The sequence below is a fragment of the Pseudomonas sp. BNK-30 genome (assembly GCF_047456185.1).
In the GTDB taxonomy this organism is placed as follows: domain Bacteria; phylum Pseudomonadota; class Gammaproteobacteria; order Pseudomonadales; family Pseudomonadaceae; genus Aquipseudomonas; species Aquipseudomonas putida_E.
In genome coordinates this window covers 975062-996971 of sequence record NZ_CP179904.1, presented here as the reverse complement: position 1 = coordinate 996971, position 21910 = coordinate 975062, and the positions used below count along the sequence as shown (strand labels likewise).

At 62.1% G+C, this 21910-nt stretch carries 17 protein-coding genes; 12 read left to right on the top strand and 5 right to left on the bottom strand.

All coding sequences use genetic code 11. The features are described from left to right. Window positions 1-70: 70 nt before the first annotated feature. Window positions 71-3559 carry a chromosome segregation protein SMC gene (gene smc / locus ACMGGN_RS04725; RefSeq protein WP_414156486.1) on the bottom strand — a complete coding sequence of 1163 codons (3489 nt, stop codon included), beginning with the start codon at window positions 3557-3559 and terminating at the stop codon, window positions 71-73. Window positions 3560-3562: 3 nt separating this feature from the next. Beyond that, complete coding sequence (locus ACMGGN_RS04720) at window positions 3563-4222, bottom strand: GntR family transcriptional regulator (RefSeq protein WP_012315435.1); 660 nt, start codon at window positions 4220-4222, stop codon at window positions 3563-3565. Between the two features lie 267 nt (window positions 4223-4489). Between ACMGGN_RS04720 and xdhA the strand changes: the two genes are divergently transcribed. The 4 genes from xdhA (at window position 4490) to guaD (ending at window position 10660) form a co-directional block, all read left to right on the top strand. Beyond that, window positions 4490-5944: a xanthine dehydrogenase small subunit gene (xdhA, locus tag ACMGGN_RS04715; RefSeq protein WP_414156485.1), complete on the top strand. Its 1455-nt coding sequence runs from the start codon at window positions 4490-4492 to the stop codon at window positions 5942-5944. Further along, window positions 5937-8336 carry a xanthine dehydrogenase molybdopterin binding subunit gene (gene xdhB, locus ACMGGN_RS04710; RefSeq protein ID WP_046785305.1) on the top strand — a complete coding sequence of 800 codons (2400 nt, stop codon included), beginning with the start codon at window positions 5937-5939 and terminating at the stop codon, window positions 8334-8336. The genes xdhA and xdhB overlap by 8 nt, the downstream gene beginning before the upstream one ends. Before the next feature lie 163 nt (window positions 8337-8499). Then, window positions 8500-9345 carry a xanthine dehydrogenase accessory protein XdhC gene (xdhC, locus tag ACMGGN_RS04705; RefSeq protein WP_046785306.1) on the top strand — a complete coding sequence of 282 codons (846 nt, stop codon included), beginning with the start codon at window positions 8500-8502 and terminating at the stop codon, window positions 9343-9345. Window positions 9346-9355: 10 nt separating this feature from the next. Continuing rightward, window positions 9356-10660: a guanine deaminase gene (gene guaD / locus ACMGGN_RS04700; RefSeq protein WP_115274211.1), complete on the top strand. Its 1305-nt coding sequence runs from the start codon at window positions 9356-9358 to the stop codon at window positions 10658-10660. On the opposite strand, the gene aqpZ is transcribed toward guaD, so the two are convergent. Together aqpZ and ACMGGN_RS04690 are read right to left on the bottom strand one after the other, a co-directional pair. Further along, window positions 10657-11355, bottom strand: a complete 699-nt coding sequence (gene aqpZ / locus ACMGGN_RS04695; RefSeq protein WP_119687520.1) for an aquaporin Z — start codon at window positions 11353-11355, stop codon at window positions 10657-10659. The genes guaD and aqpZ overlap by 4 nt on opposite strands. A gap of 121 nt (window positions 11356-11476) precedes the next feature. Further along, window positions 11477-12232 (bottom strand): GntR family transcriptional regulator, encoded by a 756-nt coding sequence (locus tag ACMGGN_RS04690; RefSeq protein ID WP_012315441.1) that lies wholly within the window; start codon window positions 12230-12232, stop codon window positions 11477-11479. Between the two features lie 284 nt (window positions 12233-12516). Between ACMGGN_RS04690 and ACMGGN_RS04685 the strand changes: the two genes are divergently transcribed. Further along, a complete protein-coding gene (locus tag ACMGGN_RS04685) occupies window positions 12517-13866 on the top strand; it encodes an NCS2 family permease (RefSeq protein WP_012315442.1) in 1350 nt (449 codons plus the stop codon). A 297-nt stretch (window positions 13867-14163) separates the two neighbouring features. Here the strand turns inward: ACMGGN_RS04685 and uraH are convergent, their stop codons facing one another. Beyond that, window positions 14164-14517, bottom strand: coding sequence for a hydroxyisourate hydrolase (gene uraH / locus ACMGGN_RS04680; RefSeq protein WP_012315443.1), 354 nt, complete (start codon window positions 14515-14517; stop codon window positions 14164-14166). A gap of 377 nt (window positions 14518-14894) precedes the next feature. On the opposite strand from uraH, the gene puuE reads away from it, so the two are divergent. The 7 genes from puuE to ACMGGN_RS04645 all read left to right on the top strand — a co-directional run bounded on the left by puuE (window position 14895) and on the right by ACMGGN_RS04645 (window position 21846). After that, window positions 14895-15821 (top strand): allantoinase PuuE, encoded by a 927-nt coding sequence (gene puuE, locus ACMGGN_RS04675; RefSeq protein ID WP_012315444.1) that lies wholly within the window; start codon window positions 14895-14897, stop codon window positions 15819-15821. Then, window positions 15821-16336, top strand: a complete 516-nt coding sequence (gene uraD / locus ACMGGN_RS04670; RefSeq protein ID WP_012315445.1) for a 2-oxo-4-hydroxy-4-carboxy-5-ureidoimidazoline decarboxylase — start codon at window positions 15821-15823, stop codon at window positions 16334-16336. Before puuE ends, uraD begins: the two co-directional genes overlap by 1 nt. Before the next feature lie 57 nt (window positions 16337-16393). Continuing rightward, window positions 16394-16897 carry an ureidoglycolate lyase gene (locus ACMGGN_RS04665; RefSeq protein ID WP_012315446.1) on the top strand — a complete coding sequence of 168 codons (504 nt, stop codon included), beginning with the start codon at window positions 16394-16396 and terminating at the stop codon, window positions 16895-16897. A 43-nt stretch (window positions 16898-16940) separates the two neighbouring features. Further along, complete coding sequence (locus tag ACMGGN_RS04660; RefSeq protein WP_046785311.1) at window positions 16941-18269, top strand: urate hydroxylase PuuD; 1329 nt, start codon at window positions 16941-16943, stop codon at window positions 18267-18269. 158 nt (window positions 18270-18427) lie between these two features. Further along, a complete protein-coding gene (locus ACMGGN_RS04655; RefSeq protein ID WP_039601600.1) occupies window positions 18428-19783 on the top strand; it encodes a nucleobase:cation symporter-2 family protein in 1356 nt (451 codons plus the stop codon). A gap of 141 nt (window positions 19784-19924) precedes the next feature. Then, window positions 19925-20710 (top strand): outer membrane protein OmpK, encoded by a 786-nt coding sequence (locus tag ACMGGN_RS04650; RefSeq protein ID WP_012315449.1) that lies wholly within the window; start codon window positions 19925-19927, stop codon window positions 20708-20710. A 353-nt stretch (window positions 20711-21063) separates the two neighbouring features. Beyond that, window positions 21064-21846 (top strand): outer membrane protein OmpK, encoded by a 783-nt coding sequence (locus ACMGGN_RS04645; RefSeq protein ID WP_039601601.1) that lies wholly within the window; start codon window positions 21064-21066, stop codon window positions 21844-21846. Window positions 21847-21910 lie beyond the last annotated feature (64 nt).

The window sequence follows — 21910 nt, the reverse complement described above, 5'->3', positions numbered from 1 at the left end:
AGACAACTTTACACCGTCTGTCGCACATGGCGGGGGCATTTACCTGCACAATCCGCCTTCTCTTCGCTCATCAGGCGTCGACCATGGCCAATGCCTCCTCCACATCCACTGCAACAAGACGTGAACACCCAGGCTCATGCATGGTTACCCCCATCAATTGATCCGCCATCTCCATGGCAATCTTGTTATGGGTGATGTAGATGAACTGCACGCTTTCACTCATTTCCTTGACCAACCGGGCATACCGGCCGACGTTGGCATCGTCCAGCGGCGCATCGACCTCGTCGAGCATGCAGAACGGTGCGGGGTTCAACTTGAAGATGGCAAACACCAGCGCCAATGCGGTCAGTGCCTTCTCGCCGCCGGACAGCAAATGGATGGTGCTGTTCTTCTTGCCCGGTGGGCGCGCCATGATCGTCACCCCTGTATCGAGTAGATCTTCGCCCGTCAGTTCCAGATAAGCGCTGCCACCACCGAAAACTTTTGGGAAAAGTGCCTGTAATCCGGCATTTATCTGATCAAAGGTATCCTTGAAGCGGTTGCGGGTTTCCTTGTCGATCTTGCGGATGACGTTTTCCAGCGTGTCCAGCGCCTCGACCAGATCGGCGTCCTGGGCATCAAGGTAGCGCTTGCGCTCGGACTGCTGTTCGTACTCCTCGATCGCGGCCAGGTTGATCGCGCCCAAACGCTGAATACGGGCGTCGATCTGTTCCAGCTCCTGCTCGGTACCCTGTTCGCTGGCCTCGGCCTCGACGGTGGCAAGCACACCCTGCAAATCGTAGCCGTCAGCCAGCAATTGCTCCTGCAAGGTCTTGCGCCGCACATCCAGCCCCTGGCACTCCAAGCGCATCTGCTCGAGCTGGCCACGCAGCAACTGCGCCTGCTGCTCGGCCTGGGTGCGGCGCTTTTCGGCGTCGCGCAGGGCACGATCGGCTTCGTCCATGTGCAGGCGCGCCTGGCGCATTTCTTCGTCGACGCTCATGCGCCGCTCAAGCAGCTCTTCCAGCTTCAGGCGCAGCTCTTCCAGCGGTGCCTCGCCCTCCTCCAGGTTCAGGCTCAGCTGCTCCTGCCGCTCGCTCAGGCGTGCCGCCTGCAGCTCCAGACGTTCCAGGGCCTGGCGGGTCGAGTCGTGCTGGGCGCGCAGTGATCCCAGGCGCACAGCCAACTGGTGAGCGTGATCCTTGTGCTGGCGAGCTTCCTGGCGGATCCGGTCAAGGCCTTCGCGCAGGGTATCGCGGCGGGCCATCAACTGTTCGCGTTGCTCGGTGTCCTGGGCCATCAGGTCCAGGGCCTCTTGCAGCACCAGGCGGGCTTCGCCCAGTTGCTCATGCTCCAGAGCGCGCTGCTCCTGAAGTTCGCTCAATTCTTCCTGCAGCCGGCGCCGACGCAGCTCCACCTGTTCGGCACGGGCCCGGCCTGCCGAAAGGCTGGCCTTGAGCTCGCCATGCTGGCGGCTCTCTTCCTGGGTGCTACGGCGTAGCTGCTCGCGCTGCTCTTCCAGGCCCAGTTGCTGCTCACGCAAGGCTTGCAGCTGTTGCTCCATCTGCTCCAGCGTAGCTTCCAGCTCCAGTTGCTCCTGGCCGAGGCGCTCGATTTCCTGGCCCCGCGCCAGCACCCCACCCTGGGATTCGCCCCCCCGGCTGACGCGTAAAAAATGCCGACCAACCCAGTAACCATCGCGGCTGACCAGGCTCTGGCCTTCGCCAAGCCCGGCGCGTTCAGCGAGGGCTTGAGCCAGGTCTTCAACTGGCCGGACCTGGGCCAGCCAAGGGGCCAGGTCGGTGTGCCCCTCGACTTTGTCGAGCAAGCTGCCGGGCCGGCGTGCACCTTCCTGCCCCGCCACCAACAGACGCAGCTCGCCTTGCTCCAGCTCGGCAAAATCCAGGCCGGTGAAGTCCTCCACCAGCACGGCCTGCAGGTCAGCGCCCAACACGGTTTCCACCGCCAGCTCCCAACCCGGCTCCACACGCAGCCCTTGCGCCAGGCGCGGCCGCTGCTCCAGGCCTTGACCGCGAAGCCAGTCGGCAGCACCAGCCCCAGGTTCGAGCGCGGCCTGTTGCAATGCCTCCAGGGATGCCAGACGGCCCCCCAGGCGCTGCAAGTCGCCTTGCTGTTGCTGCTGAGCCTGGGTCGCCTGCTGCAATTGCGCGCGTACGCCCTCCAGGCGCTCGACCACCTGCTCTTCGGACAGCTGCAGCTCTTCAAGCAATATCTCGCTGGCAGCCAGCTGCTCGGCCAGCTCAAGCATGGCGCTGTCCTGCGGGTCAGCGCCCAACTGGTCGCGCTCCTCGCCCAACTTGCGCTGGCGCTCGGCCATGCGCTCCAGGCTGGCTTCAAGCTGCTGCAGACGCGACTGCTGCACTTCGGCCTTGCGCCGGGGCTCGGCGGAGCGGGTGTTGAAGCTGTCCCACTGCTCCTGCCAGCCATGCATGCCCAACTCGGCCTCTTCGAGGACAGCGGCAGCCTCTTCGGCTGCGGCCAAGGTCATTTCCTGCTCCGGTTCGAGCATCGCCAGCTCTTCACCGAGAGTCGCCAGCAGGGTGCGGTCATGCCCCAGGTGCGACTCGGTTTCCTGGCGCGTGCGCTCAGCTTCCTTCAGGTCATCCTGCAATTGGCGCAGGCGCTGCTGACCGTGCTGAATGCTCTGCTCGACCCGGGCAATGTCACCGGCCACCGAATAGAAGCGCCCCTGCACCTGGTTGAAGCGCTCGGACAGTTCGTGATGGCCGTCACGCAGCCGCTCGATGCTCGCATCGGCATTGCGCTGTTCGGCAACCAGCGCCTCATGGGCCACATCCTGATCGCCAATCACCGACTCGCGCTGGCGTACGCGTTCATCCAGGTCACGCCAGCGCAGCGCCGCCAAGCGTGCTTTGAGCTGCCGTTCCTGGGCCTTGTACTCACGGTATTTCTCAGCGGCCTGCGCCTGGCGGTGCAGGCGTTCGAGCTGGCGCTCGAGCTCATCGCGCAGGTCGGTCAGGCGCGCCAGGTTCTCCTGGGTGCGTCGGATGCGGCTTTCGGTCTCGCGGCGGCGCTCCTTGTACTTGGAGATGCCCGCCGCCTCTTCGATGAAGTTGCGCAGCTCCTCGGGCTTGGCCTCGATCAGCTTGGAGATCATGCCCTGTTCGATGATCGAGTAGCTGCGCGGGCCCAGGCCGGTGCCGAGGAAGATGTCGGTGATGTCGCGGCGGCGGCATTTGGTGCCGTTCAGGTAATAGGTGTTCTGCCCGTCACGGGTGACCTTGCGGCGGATGGAGATTTCCGCATAGGCGGCATATTCGCCCAGCAGCGTGGTCTCGCTGTTGTCGAAGATCAGCTCGATGCTGGCCTGGCTGACCGGTTTGCGGCTGGTGGAGCCGTTGAAGATGACATCGGTCATCGACTCGCCACGCAGGTTCTTCGCCGAGCTTTCGCCCATCACCCAGCGCACCGCATCGATGATGTTGGACTTGCCGCAGCCATTGGGCCCGACCACGGCCGCCATGTTGCTGGGGAAGTTGACGGTGGTCGGGTCGACGAACGACTTGAACCCGGCCAGGCGAATGCACTTCAGGCGCATCGGTCAGCCTCGGGCCAGCGCCGCCAGCACCAGCTCGCAACTGCGCTGGCAATAGGCGGTGAGTACCTCGCGGATGCGCGGCAGATCACGGGCGACCACGGCGTCGAGCAGGTGGGCGAACAGGTCAAGGTAATCGAGCATGTTGGCCTGGCGCTGGTCGAGGGCCAGATAATAGGCCCGGCTCATGGCCGGCTGCAGGTTTTCGACGGTTTCCTGCAGGTAAGGATTGTCGGCAAACGGATAGGCGGCGCGCATCACGGCAAAACTGTCGGCGACGAAGGCCTTGATGTCACCTTGTTCACGGGCCTGCTGCAGGCGTTGCTGGATGTCCAGGAACGGGCGCAGGTCTGCGTCGGTGCGCCATTTCTGCGCAACGGCGTTACCCAGCAGAATGTAGAACTCGCCCATGAGGGCGCACAGGCTGCGCACGCTGCGCTCGTCGAGCCTGGTCACATGGGCGCCGCGGCGCGGCAGGATCGCAACCAGATGACGACGTTCGAGGATCAACAACGCTTCACGCACCGAGCCGCGGCTGACATTCAACGCCTGGGTGACCTTCTGCTCCTGGATGCGCTCACCCGGCTCGAGCTCGCCGCGGATGATGCGTTCGGCCAGGTAGTCGGCAATCTGCTCGGAGAGGCTGTCCGGCGCCTTGAACGTCATGGTTTTCCTTCAAAATCATTGAACTGGGCACAAGTGGACGATTGTAGCGCACTTGGCCAGCAGTCGCGCAGAGGGGCGACAGCCTTTATTTGAGCCGCCAGACAACGGTCAAGGCGGCCCGATCTATGCTTTGTATATGGGCAGGCTGGGCGGCCAGACTACCGTGCGGAGAATTTCTTGACCCTCAAGTCAGAAAATTATTGACCATCGTGTCAGCTCTGCTTATTGTCCGCTCAACAACAATAAAACCATTGCGAGGCCATCCCCGTGATCCAGTTTCTCGTCAACCAGGAGCTGCGCAGCGAGCACGCCCTGGACCCGAACATGACGGTGCTGCAGTACCTGCGTGAGCACCTGGGCAAACCCGGCACCAAAGAAGGCTGCGCCAGTGGCGACTGCGGCGCATGCACCGTGGTGGTCGGCGAGCTGACCCAGGATGATCAAGGCCAGGACACTCTGCGCTACCGCAGCCTCAACTCCTGCCTGACCTTCGTTTCGTCGCTGCACGGCAAGCAACTGATCAGCGTCGAGGGCCTCAAGCACCAAGGTGAACTGCATAGCGTGCAACAAGCCATGGCCGACTGCCACGGTTCACAATGCGGCTTCTGTACCCCAGGCTTCGTCATGTCGTTGTTCGCCCTGCAGAAAAACAGCCAGGGCCACGACCTGCATCAGGCCCAGGAGGCGCTGGCGGGCAACCTGTGCCGCTGCACCGGCTACCGGCCGATTCTCGATGCTGCCGAACAGAGCTGCCGCCAACCCTGCCGTGATCAGTTCGACGCGCAAAAAGCGCAGACCATCAGCCGCCTGAAAGCCATCACACCAACCCAGACCGGCGAGCTCAACAGCGGCGACAAGCGCTGCCTGGTGCCGCTGACCGTGGCCGACCTCGCCGACCTGTACAGCTCGCACCCCGAAGCGCGCTTGCTGGCAGGCGGCACCGACCTGGCGCTGGAAGTCACCCAATTCCACAAGACCTTGCCGGTCATGATCTATGTCGGCCACGTGGCCGAACTCAAACGCATCGACAAGACCGCCAGCCACCTGGAAATCGGCGCCGCCACGCCGCTCACCGATTGCTACGGCGCGCTCAATGAGGAATACCCCGATTTCGGCGACCTGCTGCACCGCTTCGCTTCGCTGCAGATCCGCAACCAGGGCACCCTGGGCGGCAACATCGGCAACGCCTCGCCGATCGGCGACTCACCGCCCTTGCTGATCGCCCTCGATGCGCAGATCGTGCTGCGCCAGGGCGACCGCCAGCGCACGATGCCGCTTGAGGACTACTTCATCGACTACCGCATCACTGCCCGCCAGGACAGCGAATTCATCGAGAAGATCATCGTACCGCGAGCCAGCAATGACTGGGCCTTCCGTGCCTATAAAGTCTCCAAGCGTCTGGATGACGATATCTCGGCCGTGTGCGGCGCCTTCAACCTGAGCATCGAAGACGGCGTGGTCAGCGGGGTGCGCATTGCCTTCGGTGGCATGGCCGCTATCCCCAAACGTGCCCGCGCCTGTGAAGCAGCCCTGCGCGGCAAGCCCTGGAACCAGGCGAGCCTGGAGCGCGCCTGCCAGGCCCTGGCCGAGGACTTCACCCCGCTCAGCGACTTCCGCGCCAGCAAGGAATACCGCCTGCTGGCCGCGCAGAACCTGCTGCGCAAGTACTTCATCGAACAGCAAACGCCGCACATCGAAACCCGGGTGACCGACTATGTCTAACCATCACGCCGTCAAGAGCCAGGCCGAGATGGCCGAACTGTTCAGCCAGGACCTGACCACCGGGGTTGGCCGCAGCGTCAAGCACGACAGCGCCGACAAGCACGTGGCAGGTGAAGCGGTGTACATCGACGACCGCCTGGAATTCCCCAACCAGTTGCACGTCTATGCGCGCACCGCCGACCGTGCCCACGCACGCATCCTGCGCATCGATACCACACCTTGTTATGCCTTCGAAGGGGTGCGCATCGCCATCACCCATGAGGACATTCCTGGCCTGAAGGACATCGGCCCGGTGGTGGCCGGTGACCCGCTGCTGGCCATCGACAAGGTCGAGTTCTTCGGCCAGCCGGTGCTCGCCGTGGCCGCGCGCGACCTGGACACCGCGCGCCGTGCAGCAATGGCGGCGATCATCGAATACGAAGACCTGGAGCCGGTACTGGACGTGGTCGAGGCATTGCGCAAGAAGCACTTCGTACTCGACAGCCACACCCACCAGCGCGGTGATTCGGCCACCGCCCTGGCCAGCGCCCCGCACCGCCTGCAGGGCACCCTGCATATCGGCGGCCAGGAGCATTTCTACCTGGAGACGCAGATTTCCTCGGTAATGCCCACCGAAGACGGCGGCATGATCGTCTTCTGCTCCACGCAAAACCCTACCGAAGTGCAGAAGCTGGTCGCTGAAGTGCTCGACGTGCCGATGAACAAGGTGGTGCTCGACATGCGCCGCATGGGCGGCGGCTTCGGCGGCAAGGAAACCCAGGCCGCCAGCCCGGCCTGCCTGTGCGCGGTGATCGCACGCCTGACCGGCCAACCGACCAAGATGCGCCTGCCGCGCGTCGAAGACATGATGATGACCGGCAAGCGCCACCCCTTCTATGTCGAGTACGACGTCGGCTTCGATGACGACGGGCGCCTGCAAGGCATCAACATGGACCTGGCCGGCAACTGCGGCTACTCGCCCGACCTTTCCGGCTCGATCGTCGATCGTGCCATGTTCCACTCCGACAACGCCTACTACCTGGGCGATGCCACCGTGCACGGCCACCGCTGCAAGACCAACACCGCCTCCAACACCGCCTACCGCGGCTTCGGCGGCCCACAAGGCATGGTTGCCATCGAGCAGGTGATGGACCACATTGCGCGTCACCTGGGCCGTGACCCGCTGGCAGTGCGCAAGGCCAACTACTACGGCAAGACCGAGCGCAACGTCACCCACTATTACCAGACCGTCGAGCACAACATGCTCGAGGAGATGACGGCCGAGCTGGAAGCCAGCAGCGACTACGCAGAACGCCGCGAATCGATCCGCCGCTTCAACGCCAACAGCCCGGTCCTCAAGAAAGGCCTGGCGCTGACCCCGGTCAAGTTCGGCATCTCGTTCACCGCCACCTTCCTCAACCAGGCCGGCGCGCTGATTCATATCTACACCGATGGCAGCATCCACCTGAACCACGGCGGCACCGAGATGGGCCAGGGCCTGAACACCAAGGTGGCCCAGGTCGTTGCACAGATTTTCCAGGTTGATTTCAGCCGCATCCAGATCACCGCCACCAATACCGACAAGGTGCCCAACACCTCGCCAACGGCGGCATCCAGCGGCGCCGACCTGAACGGCAAAGCGGCGCAGAATGCCGCCGAGATTCTCAAAAAGCGCCTGACCGAGTTCGCCGCGCGGCATTATCAGGTTACCGAGGAGGACGTCGAGTTCCGCAACGGCCATGTGCGCGTGCGCGACCAGATCGTCAGCTTCGAACAACTGGTGCAGCAGGCATACTTCGCCCAGGTGTCGCTGTCGAGTACCGGCTTCTACCGCACGCCGAAGATCTTCTACGACCGCAGCCAGGCACGCGGCCGGCCGTTCTACTACTTCGCCTTCGGCGCCGCCTGCGTGGAAGTGGTCGTCGATACCCTGACCGGCGAGTACAAGATGTTGCGCGCCGACATCCTGCACGACGTCGGCGATTCGCTGAACCCGGCCATCGACATTGGCCAGGTGGAAGGCGGTTTCATCCAGGGCATGGGTTGGCTGACCACCGAAGAGCTGGTGTGGAATGCCAAGGGCAAGCTGATGACCAATGGCCCGGCCAGCTACAAGATCCCGGCCGTGGCCGACATGCCGCTGGATCTGCGGGTGAAACTGGTGGAAAACCGCAAGAACCCGGAAGACACCGTGTTCCACTCCAAGGCGGTTGGCGAGCCACCGTTCATGCTCGGCATCGCCGCCTGGTGCGCGATCAAGGATGCCGTGGCCAGCATTGCCGATTACCGGCTGCAACCGAACATCGACGCACCGGCGACACCGGAGCGGGTGCTGTGGGGGTGCGAGCAGATGCGCAAGCAAGTAACTGCCGCGCAGCCTGCCTTGCAGGAACTGGAAACCTCCACTCACTGACGCCGCAGACCTGTGGTAGGAGCGGCCTTGTGTCGCGAAAGGGTCGCGCAGCGGCCCCAAGATCTGTGCAGCAATGGAGATTCTTGGGGCCGCTGCGCGACCCTTTCGCGACACAAGGCCGCTCCTACCACAGGACCGAGTCGCCCATAGAGGATTTTGAATCATGCACCAATGGATCAACGCCCTCGCCGACCACCAGGCCCGCGGCGAACCCTGCGTACTGGTGACCATCATCGAGGAGCGCGGCTCGACCCCGCGCAATGCCGGCTCGAAAATGGTCGTCAGTGCCACAGCCCTGTATGACACCATCGGCGGCGGCCACCTGGAATTCAAGGCGCTGCACATTGCCCGGGCAATGCTCGAAGAACACCGCACCACGCCGCACCTGGAGCGCTTCAGCCTCGGCGCCAGCCTCGGACAGTGCTGTGGCGGCGTCACCGTGCTGCTGTTCGAGCCCATGACCGCTGTGCAGGCGCAAATCGCCGTGTTCGGCGCGGGCCATGTCGGCCGGGCTCTGGTACCCTTGCTCGCCGCCCTGCCCTGCCGGGTGCGCTGGATCGATTCGCGTGAACAGGAATTCCCCGAGCTCATCCCCAACGGGGTGACCAAGGTGGTCAGCGAAGAGCCGGTCGACGAAGTGGCCGAGCTGCCAGCCGGTTGCTACTGCATCGTCATGACCCACAACCACCAGCTCGACCTGGAGCTGACCGCCGCCATTCTCAAGCGCAACGATTTCACCTGGTTCGGCCTGATCGGCTCGAAGACCAAACGGGTCAAGTTCGAACACCGCCTGCGCGAGCGCGGCTTTGACGAGGCCGTGATGGCGCGCATGCGTTGCCCGATGGGCATCGCCGAGGTCAAGGGCAAGCTGCCGATCGAGATCGCCGTGTCCATCGCCGGCGAAATCATTGCCACCTACAACGCCTGCTTTGGCCAGCATGACGCTGGCGTCAATGCGGGCCCCATCGCCCAGTTGCTGCCGCCCTCCCGGCGCAGCCAAGCCAATTGACGAGTGAGTTATGACCGTTACCCGCAAAGCCTACCGTGCCGCCATCCTGCACAGCATCGCCGACCCGGCCGAGGTGGGCCTGGACGCCTCCCATGAGTACTACGAGGACGGCCTGCTGGTGATCGACGAGGGTCGCATCAGTGCATTGGGTCATGCCAGCGAACTGCTGCCGACGCTGGATGCCGACATCGAAGTGGTGCATTACCAGGACGCCCTGATCACCCCGGGCTTCATCGACACCCACATTCACTTCCCGCAGACCGGCATGATCGGTTCCTACGGCGAGCAACTGCTGGACTGGCTCAACACCTATACCTTCCCCTGTGAAAAGCAGTTCGCCGACAAGGATCACGCCGACAAAGTGGCGAAGATCTTCCTCAAGGAACTGCTGCGCAACGGCACCACCACTGCGCTGGTGTTCGGCAGTGTGCACCCGCAGTCGGTCAATGCACTGTTCGAGGAGGCCGAGCGCCTGGACCTGCGCATGATCGCCGGCAAGGTGATGATGGACCGCAACGCCCCCGACTACCTGACCGATACCGCCGAAACCAGCTACACCGACAGCAAGGCGCTGATCGAGCGCTGGCACGGCAAGGGCCGCCTGCACTACGCGGTAACCCCGCGCTTCGCGCCCACCAGCACCGCGCAGCAATTGAAGCTTGCCGGGCAGTTGCTCAAGGAGCACCCGGGCGTCTATATGCACACCCACCTGTCCGAGAACCTCAAGGAAATCGACTGGGTCAAGGAACTGTTCCCTGAGCAGAAAGGTTACCTGGACGTCTACGACCACTTCGAACTGCTCGGCGAGCGCTCCGTTTTCGCCCACGGCGTGCACCTGTGCGACGACGAATGCCAGCGCTTGTCCGAGACGGGCTCGGCGATCGCCTTCTGCCCGACCTCGAACCTGTTCCTGGGCAGCGGCCTGTTCAACCTGCCCCAGGCCGAACGCTTCAAGGTAAACGTAGGCCTGGGTACCGACGTCGGCGCCGGCACCAGCTTCTCGCTGCTCAATACCCTGAACGAGGCGTACAAGGTCATGCAACTGCAAGGCGCGCGCCTGCACCCCTACAAGTCGCTGTACCTGGCCACCCTGGGCGGTGCCCGTGCGCTGCGCCTGGATGACCGGATCGGCAGCCTGCGCCCCGGCAACGATGCCGACTTCGTGGTGCTCGACTACAAGGCCACGCCGCTGCTTGACTACCGTATCCAGCAATCAGGCAGCATCGAAGAGACCCTGTTCGTGCTCACCACCTTGGGCGATGATCGCACCGTGCGCGAAACCTACGCCGCCGGGCGCTGCGTGCACCAGCGCTAAGGCACTTTCGCCAGGCCCCGGTAAAGTGCGCCGCCGATCGCTGCCCCGATCAGCGGCGCCAACCAGAACAGCCACAGCTGCTGCAAGGCCCAGCCACCGACGAACAGCGCCGGCCCCGTGCTGCGCGCGGGGTTGACCGAGGTATTGGTCACAGGGATCGAGATCAGGTGGATCAGGGTCAGGGCCAGGCCGATGGCGATAGGTGCAAAACCCGCCGGGGCCCGAGCGTCGGTTGCGCCCATGATCACCACCAGGAACATCGCCGTCATCACCACTTCACTGACAAAACCTGCGCCCAGCGAGTAACCGCCTGGCGAGTGGTCGGCATAGCCGTTGGACGCCAGGCCCGCCGACAGCTCGAAGCCGGCCTTGCCACTGGCGATGAAGTAGATCACCGCTGCCGCGCAGATCGCACCGATCACCTGAGCGATGACGTAAGGCAGCAACTCTTTGGCCGGAAAACGCCCACCCACTACCAACCCGAAGGAAACGGCAGGGTTCAGATGACAACCGGAGATGTGGCCAATGGCGAATGCCATCGTCAGCACGGTAAGACCGAAAGCGAAGGCGACACCGAGAACGCCGATGCCGAGGGGAGAGCTGGCTGCGATTACCGCACTGCCGCAGCCGCCGAGTACCAACCAGAAGGTGCCGATCAGCTCGGCTCCCATGCGCACACCCAAAGACGTCGACATGAACCTTTCCTCATGTAGTTGAACGCAGGAGACTGCGCAAGCCCAACTACTTGATGAAGGTTTGCTCACAAGAATCTAGCAGACGTTTGGTTTATGGCCACTCATTCAGCCAGGCAAACGATCAACCCTTGAGCGAAACCTTGGGTTTTTTCAGCAGATGCGAAAACACCGCATGCAGATCGTCCGAGGCACTCTCCTCGTCCAGGTTGAGCTTGCTGTCGATATGATCCATGTGATGCATCATCAGGCTGACCGCCTGCTCGGCATCACGCGCCTCGATGGCATCGATCAGTTGCATGTGCTCGTCGTAAGAGCAGTGCGAGCGATTGCCGCTTTCGTACTGGGCAATGATCAGCGACGTCTGCGACACCAGGCTGCGCTGGAAGCTGACCAGCGGGGCATTGCCGGCCGCCTCGGCCAGCTTCAGGTGAAACTCGCCGGACAAACGGATGCCGGCACCACGGTCGCCCCGCGAGAAGCTGTCACGCTCTTCACGCACCATGTGCCGCAGTTCGTTGAGCTGCTCGAGGGTGGCGTGCTGTACGGCCAGTTCGGTGATGGCGCGTTCGACCATGCGCCGGGAGAAGAACACCTGGCGCGCCTCTTCGACCGTCGGGCTGGCCACCACGGCACCGCGGTTGGGCCGCAGCAGCACAACGCTTTCGTGGGCCAGGCGCGACAAGGCACGACGGATGATGGTACGGCTGACGCCGAATATCTCGCCCAGCGCTTCCTCGCTCAACTTGGTGCCCGGTGCGAGTCGCTGCTCGAGGATCGCCTCGAAGATATGCGCATAGACGATATCGTCCTGGGTACCGCTGCGGCCAGCCTTGCCGGCACGTGCAGGTTTCTTCAGAGGTTGCAGCTGTTCGTTCATGGGCTCTCGAGGCACGAAGGAAAGTATGGCGGCATTGTACACAGGCTGAGCCGTTTCTGCAGGTGGGCTTTTAGCTATATAGCCGATGCGCGGCATATTGTGCGCACAAAAGATAAAACATTATTTGCTTTCTTTGTACACAAAAGCATAATCCATCGAGCAACTTCTTGACCCGTAAGTCAACAAAGCGGCGTCAGACGTCTGCCATCCCTCGCGGAGCCACCAAGTGCATTGCGCAGGTCACTGGCTCCAAGAACAACAAGAAAGACTTGAGGAGTACCGCTGTGGAAAGCCGCAAATCCGACGCACCTACGCTGGATCTCGCTCCGCCGCTCGAAACGAGCTGGCTGGAGCGGATTTTCAAACTCAAGCAACACGGCAGTACCGTCAAAACCGAAATGATCGCCGGGGTGACCACCTTCATCACCATGGCGTACATCATCTTCGTCAACCCCAACATCATGGCTGACGCCGGCATCGATCACGGCGCAGCATTCGTCGCCACCTGCATTGCCGCAGCACTGGGCTGCCTGCTGATGGGCCTGTACGCCAACTGGCCGGTGGGCCTGGCGCCGGGCATGGGCCTCAACGCGTTTTTCACCTACACCGTGGTCGGGACCATGGGCTACAACTGGGAGACAGCGCTGGGCGCGGTATTCGTATCGGGTGTGCTGTTCATGTTCCTGACCCTATCCAAGGTTCGCGAGTGGCTGCTCAACAGCATCCCGGTAAGCCTGCGACATGCCATGGGGGCCGGCGTCGGATTGTTTCTCGGGCTGATCGGCCTCAAGACCGCAGGCATCATCGTCGACAGCCCGGCCACGCTGATCAAGCTGGGCTCAATGCATGAACCAGGCCCACTGCTGGCGGCCCTGTGCTTCCTGTCGATTGCCATCCTCAGCTACAAACGCGTGTTCGGCGCCATCCTGATCAGCATCATCGGCGTCACTCTGGCAGGCTGGGGCCTGGGCCTGGTGAAATTTGGCGGCGTGATGTCGATGCCGCCGAGCCTGGCCCCCACCTGGATGGCCATGGACGTGGCCGGCGTGTTCAACGTGAGCATGATCAGCGTGGTGCTGGCGTTCCTCTTCGTGCACATGTTCGATACCGCCGGCACCTTGATGGGCGTCGCCCAGCGGGCCAACCTGGTGGCGCCGGACGGCCGCATCGAAGGCCTGTCGAAGGCATTGAAGGCGGACAGCGCATCCAGCGTGTTCGGTGCCGTGGTCGGGGTGCCGCCGGTAACCAGCTATGTAGAAAGTGCCGCGGGTGTTGCCGCAGGTGGCCGCACTGGCCTGACCGCGGTGGTGGTTGGCCTGCTGTTTGTGGCGGCGATGTTCTTTGCACCGCTGGCCGGGATGATTCCAGCCTACGCGACTGCAGGTGCACTGATTTACGTGGCCATGCTGATGATGGGCAGCATGGCGCACATCCATTGGGATGAAGCCACCGACAGCATCCCGGCGATCGTCACGGTGATCATGATGCCGCTGACCTTCTCGGTGGCAGACGGTATTGCCATGGGCTTCATCACCTATGTGGCGCTGAAGGCCGGTACCGGCAGGTACAAAGAGATTTCGGCCAGCCTGTGGGTGCTGTGCGCGATCTTCATTGCCAAGTTCGTGTTCCTCTGAGCTGACAATTGCACCAGAACAGGGCGCTTCGGCGCCCTTTTTGCGCTGTTGGCCCCACCCTCATCGCCGGCAAGCCGGCTCCTACAGGAGTGGTGTCAGCTGTAGAAAGTGAATAGGTCAGAGCCCCGGTAGGTGGCGAAATCGCTTGGATACCATTCGATATGGCCAACGCCGTACCTTGTGGGGGAGCCGGCTTGCCGGCGATGAGGCCAGTGAGGAAAACAAAACAGCAGACGAAAAAAAGCCCGCCAGTGTGAGAGCGGGCCAAGGACCTACGAAGATTCTTCTAGCGACCAACTAGCTCCCGCGATAGGTCGAATAGCTATACGGCGAGATCAGCAGCGGCACATGGTAGTGCTCCTGCTTCTCGTCGATGCCAAAGCGCAGCACAACAACATCCAGAAACGCCGGCTCCGGCAGTTGTACGCCGCGAGCACGGTAGTAGGCGCCAGCACTGAATTGCAGCTGGTAAACGCCAGTACGGTAATCGTCACCCTGCAACAGAGGCGCATCGACGCGGCCATCGCTGTTGGTCAGGGCAGTGTTCACCAGCTCAAGCTGCTGGCCTTCGACACGGTACAACTCGACCTTGATCGCGCTGCCCGGGCAGCCGTGAGCTGCATCCAGTACGTGTGTAGTCAAACGTCCCATTGCTTGTCGCCTCTTGTTCAATCTGTGGGCAAAAAATACACAGCCATTCGCACGGCAAGGAACCTGCGATGGGCGGGAATGCCGTTATTAAGACATTTCGTCGGCAGATTGTACACAATTTTTTGAGCCCTTCCGTCGAGGCCCGCTCGAACGGGTCAATAGTCGCAAATACAGGCGCTGTGCCGACGCCAATCTCATTAACTGACCAATCAGGCAGGTTTCTTGCAACAGATTCTCAGGCGACAAAAGGGAAGAAATGCGGAAAAACAGGCTTACAAATGATTTCAGAAGTTGTATACAATCAGCCCATCCGGTGGTGCGACATCCCGACGCGGCCCGCCCACCCCCCGCACTAACGCACAAGAAGGAAGACTGCAGTGAGCGCTGACTATCCTCGCGACCTGATCGGTTACGGCAACAACCCACCTCACCCGCAATGGCCGGGCAATGCCCGCATCGCGCTGTCTTTCGTCCTGAATTACGAAGAAGGTGGCGAGCGCAACATCCTGCACGGCGACAAAGAGTCTGAAGCCTTCCTGTCCGAGATGGTCGCTGCCCAGCCGCTGCAGGGCCAGCGCAACATGAGCATGGAGTCGCTGTACGAATATGGCAGCCGGGCCGGCGTATGGCGCCTGCTCAAGCTGTTCAAGGACAGCGGCGTGCCGCTGACCGTGTTCGCCGTGGCCATGGCTGCCCAGCGCCATCCGGACGTGATCCGCGCCATGGTCGAAGCCGGCCACGAGATCTGCAGCCACGGCTACCGTTGGATCGACTACCAGAACATGGATGAGGCCCAGGAGCGCGAGCACATGCTCGAGGCCATCCGCATCCTCACCGAACTGACCGGCGAACGCCCGGTAGGCTGGTACACCGGCCGCACCGGCCCCAATACCCGCCGCCTGGTCATGGAGGAAGGTGGCTTCCTCTACGACAGCGATACCTACGATGACGACCTGCCCTACTGGGAACCGAACAACCCGACCGGCAAGCCGCACCTGGTGATCCCCTACACCTTGGACACCAATGACATGCGCTTCACCCAGGTACAGGGCTTCAACTGCGGCGAGCAGTTCTTCCAGTACCTCAAGGACGCCTTCGATGTGCTGTACGCCGAAGGTGCCGAAGCGCCGAAGATGCTTTCCATCGGCCTGCACTGCCGGCTGGTCGGCCGCCCGGCGCGCCTGGCCGCGCTCAAGCGTTTCGTCGACTACGCCAAGAGCCATGACCAGGTCTGGTTCGCCCGTCGCGCGGACATCGCCCGCCACTGGCACGCCACCCACCCGTACAAGAAAGAGAACGCCTGATGACCGCCTTCAAGACCCTCAAGCCATCGACCTTGGACCGTGACACCTTCGTCAAGGTCTTCGCCGACATCTACGAGCATTCGCCGTGGGTCGCCGAAAAAGCCTACGACCTGGGCCAGCTGGACGAGCTGAACGAGATCGAAGCGCTGCACCAGCGCATGAGCGACATCCTGCTCAGTGCCAACCACGCCGACCAGTTGGCGCTGATCAACGCTCACCCGGACCTGGCCGGTAAAGCCGCCATCCAGGGCGAGCTGACCGAATCGAGCACCAACGAACAGGCCGGCGCCGGTATCCACCAGTGCACCGCCGAAGAGTTCGCCCGGTTCACCGAACTGAACGATGCCTACAAGGCCAAGTTCCAGTTCCCGTTCATCATGGCAGTCAAGGGCAGCAACCGGCACCAGATCCTCGCCGCTTTCGAAAAGCGCATCCATAACGACACCGATGCCGAATTCAAGGAAGCCCTGGCGCAGATCAACCTGATCGCCCTGTTCCGTCTGCTGCAGCTGTAACCGGCGCGGCAACGTTAGAGCCTTATCCAGAACAACGAACATAGAAGAGATAACCGCATGCGCACCCTGATGATCGAGCCCCTGACCAAAGAAGCCTTCGCCCCCTTCGGTGACGTGATCGAAACCGATGGCAGTGACCACTTCATGATCAACAACGGCTCGACCATGCGCTTCCACAAGCTCGCCACGGTCGAGACCGCCGAGCCTGAAGACAAAGCGATCATCAGCATCTTCCGCGCCGACGCGCTGGACATGCCGCTGACCGTGCGCATGCTGGAACGCCATCCGCTGGGCAGCCAGGCTTTCATCCCGCTGCTCGGCAACCCCTTTCTGATCGTGGTCGCGCCCGTTGGCGATGCACCTGTATCAGGCTTGGTCCGTGCCTTCCGCAGTAATGGCAGGCAGGGCGTCAATTACCATCGCGGCGTTTGGCACCACCCGGTGCTTACGATCGAAAAGCGGGATGATTTCCTGGTGGTTGATCGCAGTGGTTCCGGCAACAACTGCGATGAGCATTACTTCACCGAGGAACAGATGCTGATCCTCAATCCCCACCAATAAGAAAAGGTCGATCATCGTTCGGTGATCGGCAGAGGTACATACTGTGGAAGCACACCTTCACGAATGGCTGAACCTGAGCATTCGCTGGGTTCACATGATCACCGGCGTGGCCTGGATCGGTGCATCGTTCTACTTCGTCTGGCTGGAAAACAACCTGAACCGGAGCAATCCGCGTGACGGGCTGTCGGGTGACCTTTGGGCCATCCACGGCGGTGGTATCTACCACCTTGAGAAGTACAAGCTGGCGCCGCCGAAAATGCCCGAGAACCTGCACTGGTTCAAATGGGAAGCCTACTTCACCTGGATGTCCGGTATCGCCCTGCTGTGCGTGGTGTTCTACTGGAACCCGACCCTGTACCTGCTGGCCCCTGGCAGCACCCTGAGCGGTGCCGAGGGCGTGGCCATCGGTATCGGTTCGCTGGTGGCCGGCTGGTTCATCTACGACCTGCTCTGCGATTCGCCACTGGGCAAACGCCCGGCACTGCTTGGCGCCGTGCTGTTCGTACTGATCATCGCTGCCTGCTGGGGCTTCAGCCTGGTGTTCAGCGGCCGTGGCGCGTACCTGCACACTGGCGCGATCATCGGCACCATCATGGTCGGTAACGTGTTCCGCATCATCATGCCGGCCCAGCGCCAGCTGGTGGCAGCGATCGAGAACAACACCACCCCCGACCCGCGCCTGCCGGCCAAAGGCCTGCTGCGTTCGCGTCACAACAACTACTTCACCTTGCCGGTGCTGTTCATCATGATCAGCAACCACTTCCCGAGCACCTACGGTAGCCAGTACAACTGGCTGATCCTGGCCGGCATTGCCGTAGCCGCGGTACTGATCCGCCACTACTTCAACACCCGCCACGACAGCAGCAAGTACGCCTGGACCCTGCCGGCCGGCGCCCTGGCGATGATCTGCCTGGCTTACGTCACCGGCCCGAAACCGATGGCTGTTGCCCCTGAGCAGGCCGCAGCGAAGGTCGAGTACCAGCCACTGCCAGCGACTGCAGTAGGTGGCAAGACCGCTGCCGAACAGCGCGCCGAGGACGCTGCCAAGGCGGCCCAAGCGCCTGCCGCACCGGCTCAAGCCCCAGCCCAGGCGACTGCGCAGGCCGGTGGCGGCGCCTTCGACAAGATCCACACCGTCATCCAGGAACGCTGCACAGTGTGCCACTCGTCGAAACCGACCAGCCCGCTGTTCAGCACCGCCCCTGGCGGCGTGGTGTTCGACACCCCGCAGCAGATCCAGGCCCAGGCCGCGCGCATTCAGGCGCAAGCGGTCGCCAGCCAGATCATGCCGCTGGGCAACATCACCCAGATGACCGTCGAGGAGCGCAAGCTCGTCGGTGACTGGATCGCCAAAGGTGCCCAGGTCAACTGATCGAAGCCGCACGCTTCAAGCTTCAAGCTGTAAGTCCCAAGTAACAAGCAAGCATCGAGCGTCAGGCTCCAACGCGGATCACCAAGCTTCTTCCTGAAGCTTGCCGCTTGGAGCTTGCCGCTTGGATCCGAGAATAAAAACAAAACTCGAGGTGCTGCATGTCCGAGTCACGCAAGGCGTACATTCCTGTGGCGCCACCGCGCGAACCTCTGCCCCTGTTCCAACTGATCCTGGTCGGCCTGCAACACGTTCTGCTGATGTACGGAGGCGCGATTGCCGTGCCTTTGATCATCGGCCAGGCAGCCGGATTGTCCCGTGAAGAAGTCGCTTTCCTGATCAACGCCGACCTGCTGGTCGCAGGCGTAGCCACCATCATCCAGTCGTTCGGTATCGGCCCGGTAGGGATCCGCATGCCGGTGATGATGGGCGCCAGTTTCGCTGCCGTCGGCAGCATGGTGGCCATGGCCGGCATGCCTGGCGTAGGCCTGCAGGGGATCTTCGGTGCGACCATCGCCGCCGGGTTCTTCGGCATGCTCATCGCGCCGTTCATGTCCAAGGTCGTACGCTTCTTCCCGCCGCTGGTCACAGGTACCGTGATCACCTCGATCGGCCTCTCGCTGTTCCCGGTCGCAGTCAACTGGGCCGGTGGCGGCCATGAGGCAGAAGCCTTCGGCTCGCCGATCTACCTGATGGTGGCAGGCCTGGTGCTGGCCGTGATCCTGTTGATCAACCGCTTCATGCGTGGCTTCTGGGTCAACGTGTCGGTGCTGGTAGGCATGGGCCTGGGTTACATCCTGGCCGGTTCCATCGGCATGGTCGACCTGTCCGGCCTGAGCCAGGCACCGTGGCTGCAAGTGGTGACGCCACTGCACTTCGGCATGCCGACCTTCAGCCTGGCACCGATCCTGTCGATGTGCCTGGTGGTGGTGATCATCTTCGTCGAGTCCACGGGCATGTTCCTCGCCCTGGGCAAGGTGACCGATCGCGAAGTCACCCCAGGGATGCTGCGCCGGGGCCTGCTGTGCGATGCCGGCGCGTCGTTCATCGCCGGGTTCTTCAACACCTTCACCCACTCCTCGTTCGCCCAGAACATCGGCCTGGTGCAGATGACCGGGGTACGCTGCCGCTATGTCACCGTGGTGGCAGGCGCGCTGCTGATCCTGCTCAGCCTGCTGCCCAAGGCGGCTTACCTGATCGCCTCGATTCCGCCTGCAGTGCTGGGTGGTGCGTCCATTGCCATGTTCGGCATGGTCACCGCCACCGGGATCAAGATCCTTCAGGAGGCAGACATCGGCGACCGCCGCAACCAGCTGCTGGTTGCGGTCAGCGTCGGCTTCGGCCTGATCCCGGTGGTCCGCCCGGAGTTCTTCGCACAGATGCCGCAGTGGATGGAACCCATCACCCACAGTGGTATCGCCATGGCCACGGTCAGTGCCTTGGTGCTGAACGTGCTGTTCAACATCCTCGGTGGTGCCGACCGCGCGGCGCACAACGACGCCTGTCACCAGCATTGAGCCAAGCGGGGCGGCGCCGTGCGTCGCCCCTGCTCTTGTCCGTTGTAACTGCCACACCGTCGGCCCGCCGGAATGGGCCGCCCGGGGCGCCTGCGCGCCAAAAAATCCGCCAACAAAAACAATAAGTCCGGGAATCACAACATGAAGCGCATCGCATCAACCCTGTTGCTGGGCAGCAGCCTGCTGGCCACCCTCCCCTCGCATGCAGGCGAATGGCTGCTGTGGCACGGCGAAAGCCTGACCTATCTGTATGGCAAGGACTTCAAGGTCAACCCAGACATTCAGCAGACCATCACGTTCGAGCACGCCAACAAATGGAAGTACGGCGACACCTTCCTGTTCGTCGACAAGATCTTCTACAACGGCAAGCCCGATGCCAGCAAAGGCGTGACCACCTACTACGGTGAGTTCAGCCCGCGACTGTCGTTCGGCAAGATCTTCGACCAGAAGCTCGCCTTCGGCCCGATCAAGGACGTGCTGCTGGCCATGACCTACGAGCGTGGCGAAGGCGACAACGAGGCCTACCTGATCGGCCCCGGTTTCGACCTGAACATTCCCGGCTTCAACTATTTCACCCTCAATTTCTACCTGCGCAACACTGAAGGCGGCCGCCCTGGCGACGACGTCTGGCAGATCACCCCCGGTTGGTCGTACACCATTCCCGTGGGCAGGTCGGACATTCTGATCGACGGCTACATGGACTGGGTGCCCGACAATGACCAGAACAGCCGCGGCACCTATCACGCCAACCTGCACTTCAACCCGCAGGTCAAATACGACCTGGGCAAGGCGCTCAACCTGGGCGCCAAACAGCTGTATGTAGGCTTTGAGTACAGCTACTGGAAGGACAAGTACGGCATCGACAGCCGCGGCAATCTGGAGAGTAACCAGAGTGTCGCCAGCGCCCTGATCAAGGTACATTTCTGAAAACCTGATCGAACGCCCAAGTTTGATACACGCTGCTCCAGGACGGAGCACTTGAGGCCAGGCGCGCAAGCCAGTAATCTGCGCGCCCCCTCGAACAGGGCAGGATGGATCCTGCCCGCGTTTACTGACCGCTCAGTCAATGAATTCGGGCGGTTGGCCAACGCGTTGCCAGCCGGAAATACCCATTTTCAGCCGTTCAGAACGAGTCGAGCAGGAAGGTTGTAGCCAATCCGGAAAGTTGGCGCAGCTCTTGCCAAACAACTGTGGCCAATCGAAAAAAGCTGACTCAAAAGACAAAAAAAGCGCCAATACCGAGCGCTGACAACAGACCAATCAAGGGAGCGACACTCGCAATGCGTACCATCAATAGCCTGATTCTCGCGGGCGGCCTGCTGGCCTGCGGCACCACCTACGCCGATGACCTGCTGCAGTGGCAGAACAACAGCCTGACCTACCTGTGGGGCAAGAACTTCAAGGTCAACCCGGCGATCCAGCAAACCGTCACCTTCGAGCACGCCGATGGCTGGAAGTACGGCGACAACTTCGTCTTCGTCGACAAGATCTTCTACAACGGCAAGAAGGACTCGGGTAACGGCGACAACACCTACTACGGTGAAATCAGCCCGCGCCTGTCGTTCGGCAAGATCTTCGACCAGAAGCTGGCATTCGGCCCGGTCAAGGACGTGCTGCTGGCAATGACCTATGAGTTTGGCGAGGGTGATACCGAGTCCTACCTGATCGGCCCTGGCTTCGACCTGGACATCCCGGGCTTCGACTACTTCCAGCTGAACTTCTACCAGCGCACCACCGACGGCAGCCGGGCCGGTGACAACGTCTGGCAGATCACCCCGGTATGGTCGTACACCATCCCTGTGGGCTCCTCCGACATCCTCATCGACGGCTTCATGGACTGGGTGGTCGACAACGACGAGAACCGCCGCGGTACCTACCAGGCCAACCTGCACTTCAACCCGCAGGTCAAATATGACCTGGGCAAGGCGTTGCACCTGGGTGAGAAGCAGCTGTATGTGGGCTTTGAGTACGACTACTGGAAGAACAAGTACGGCATCAAGGATTCCGACGGGTTCACCACCGACCAGAACACTGCAAGCTTCCTGGTCAAGGTTCACTTCTGATCCTGGGGGCTGCTGTGCAGCCCCATCGCGACACAAGGCCGATCCTACAATGATCGCCGTAGGA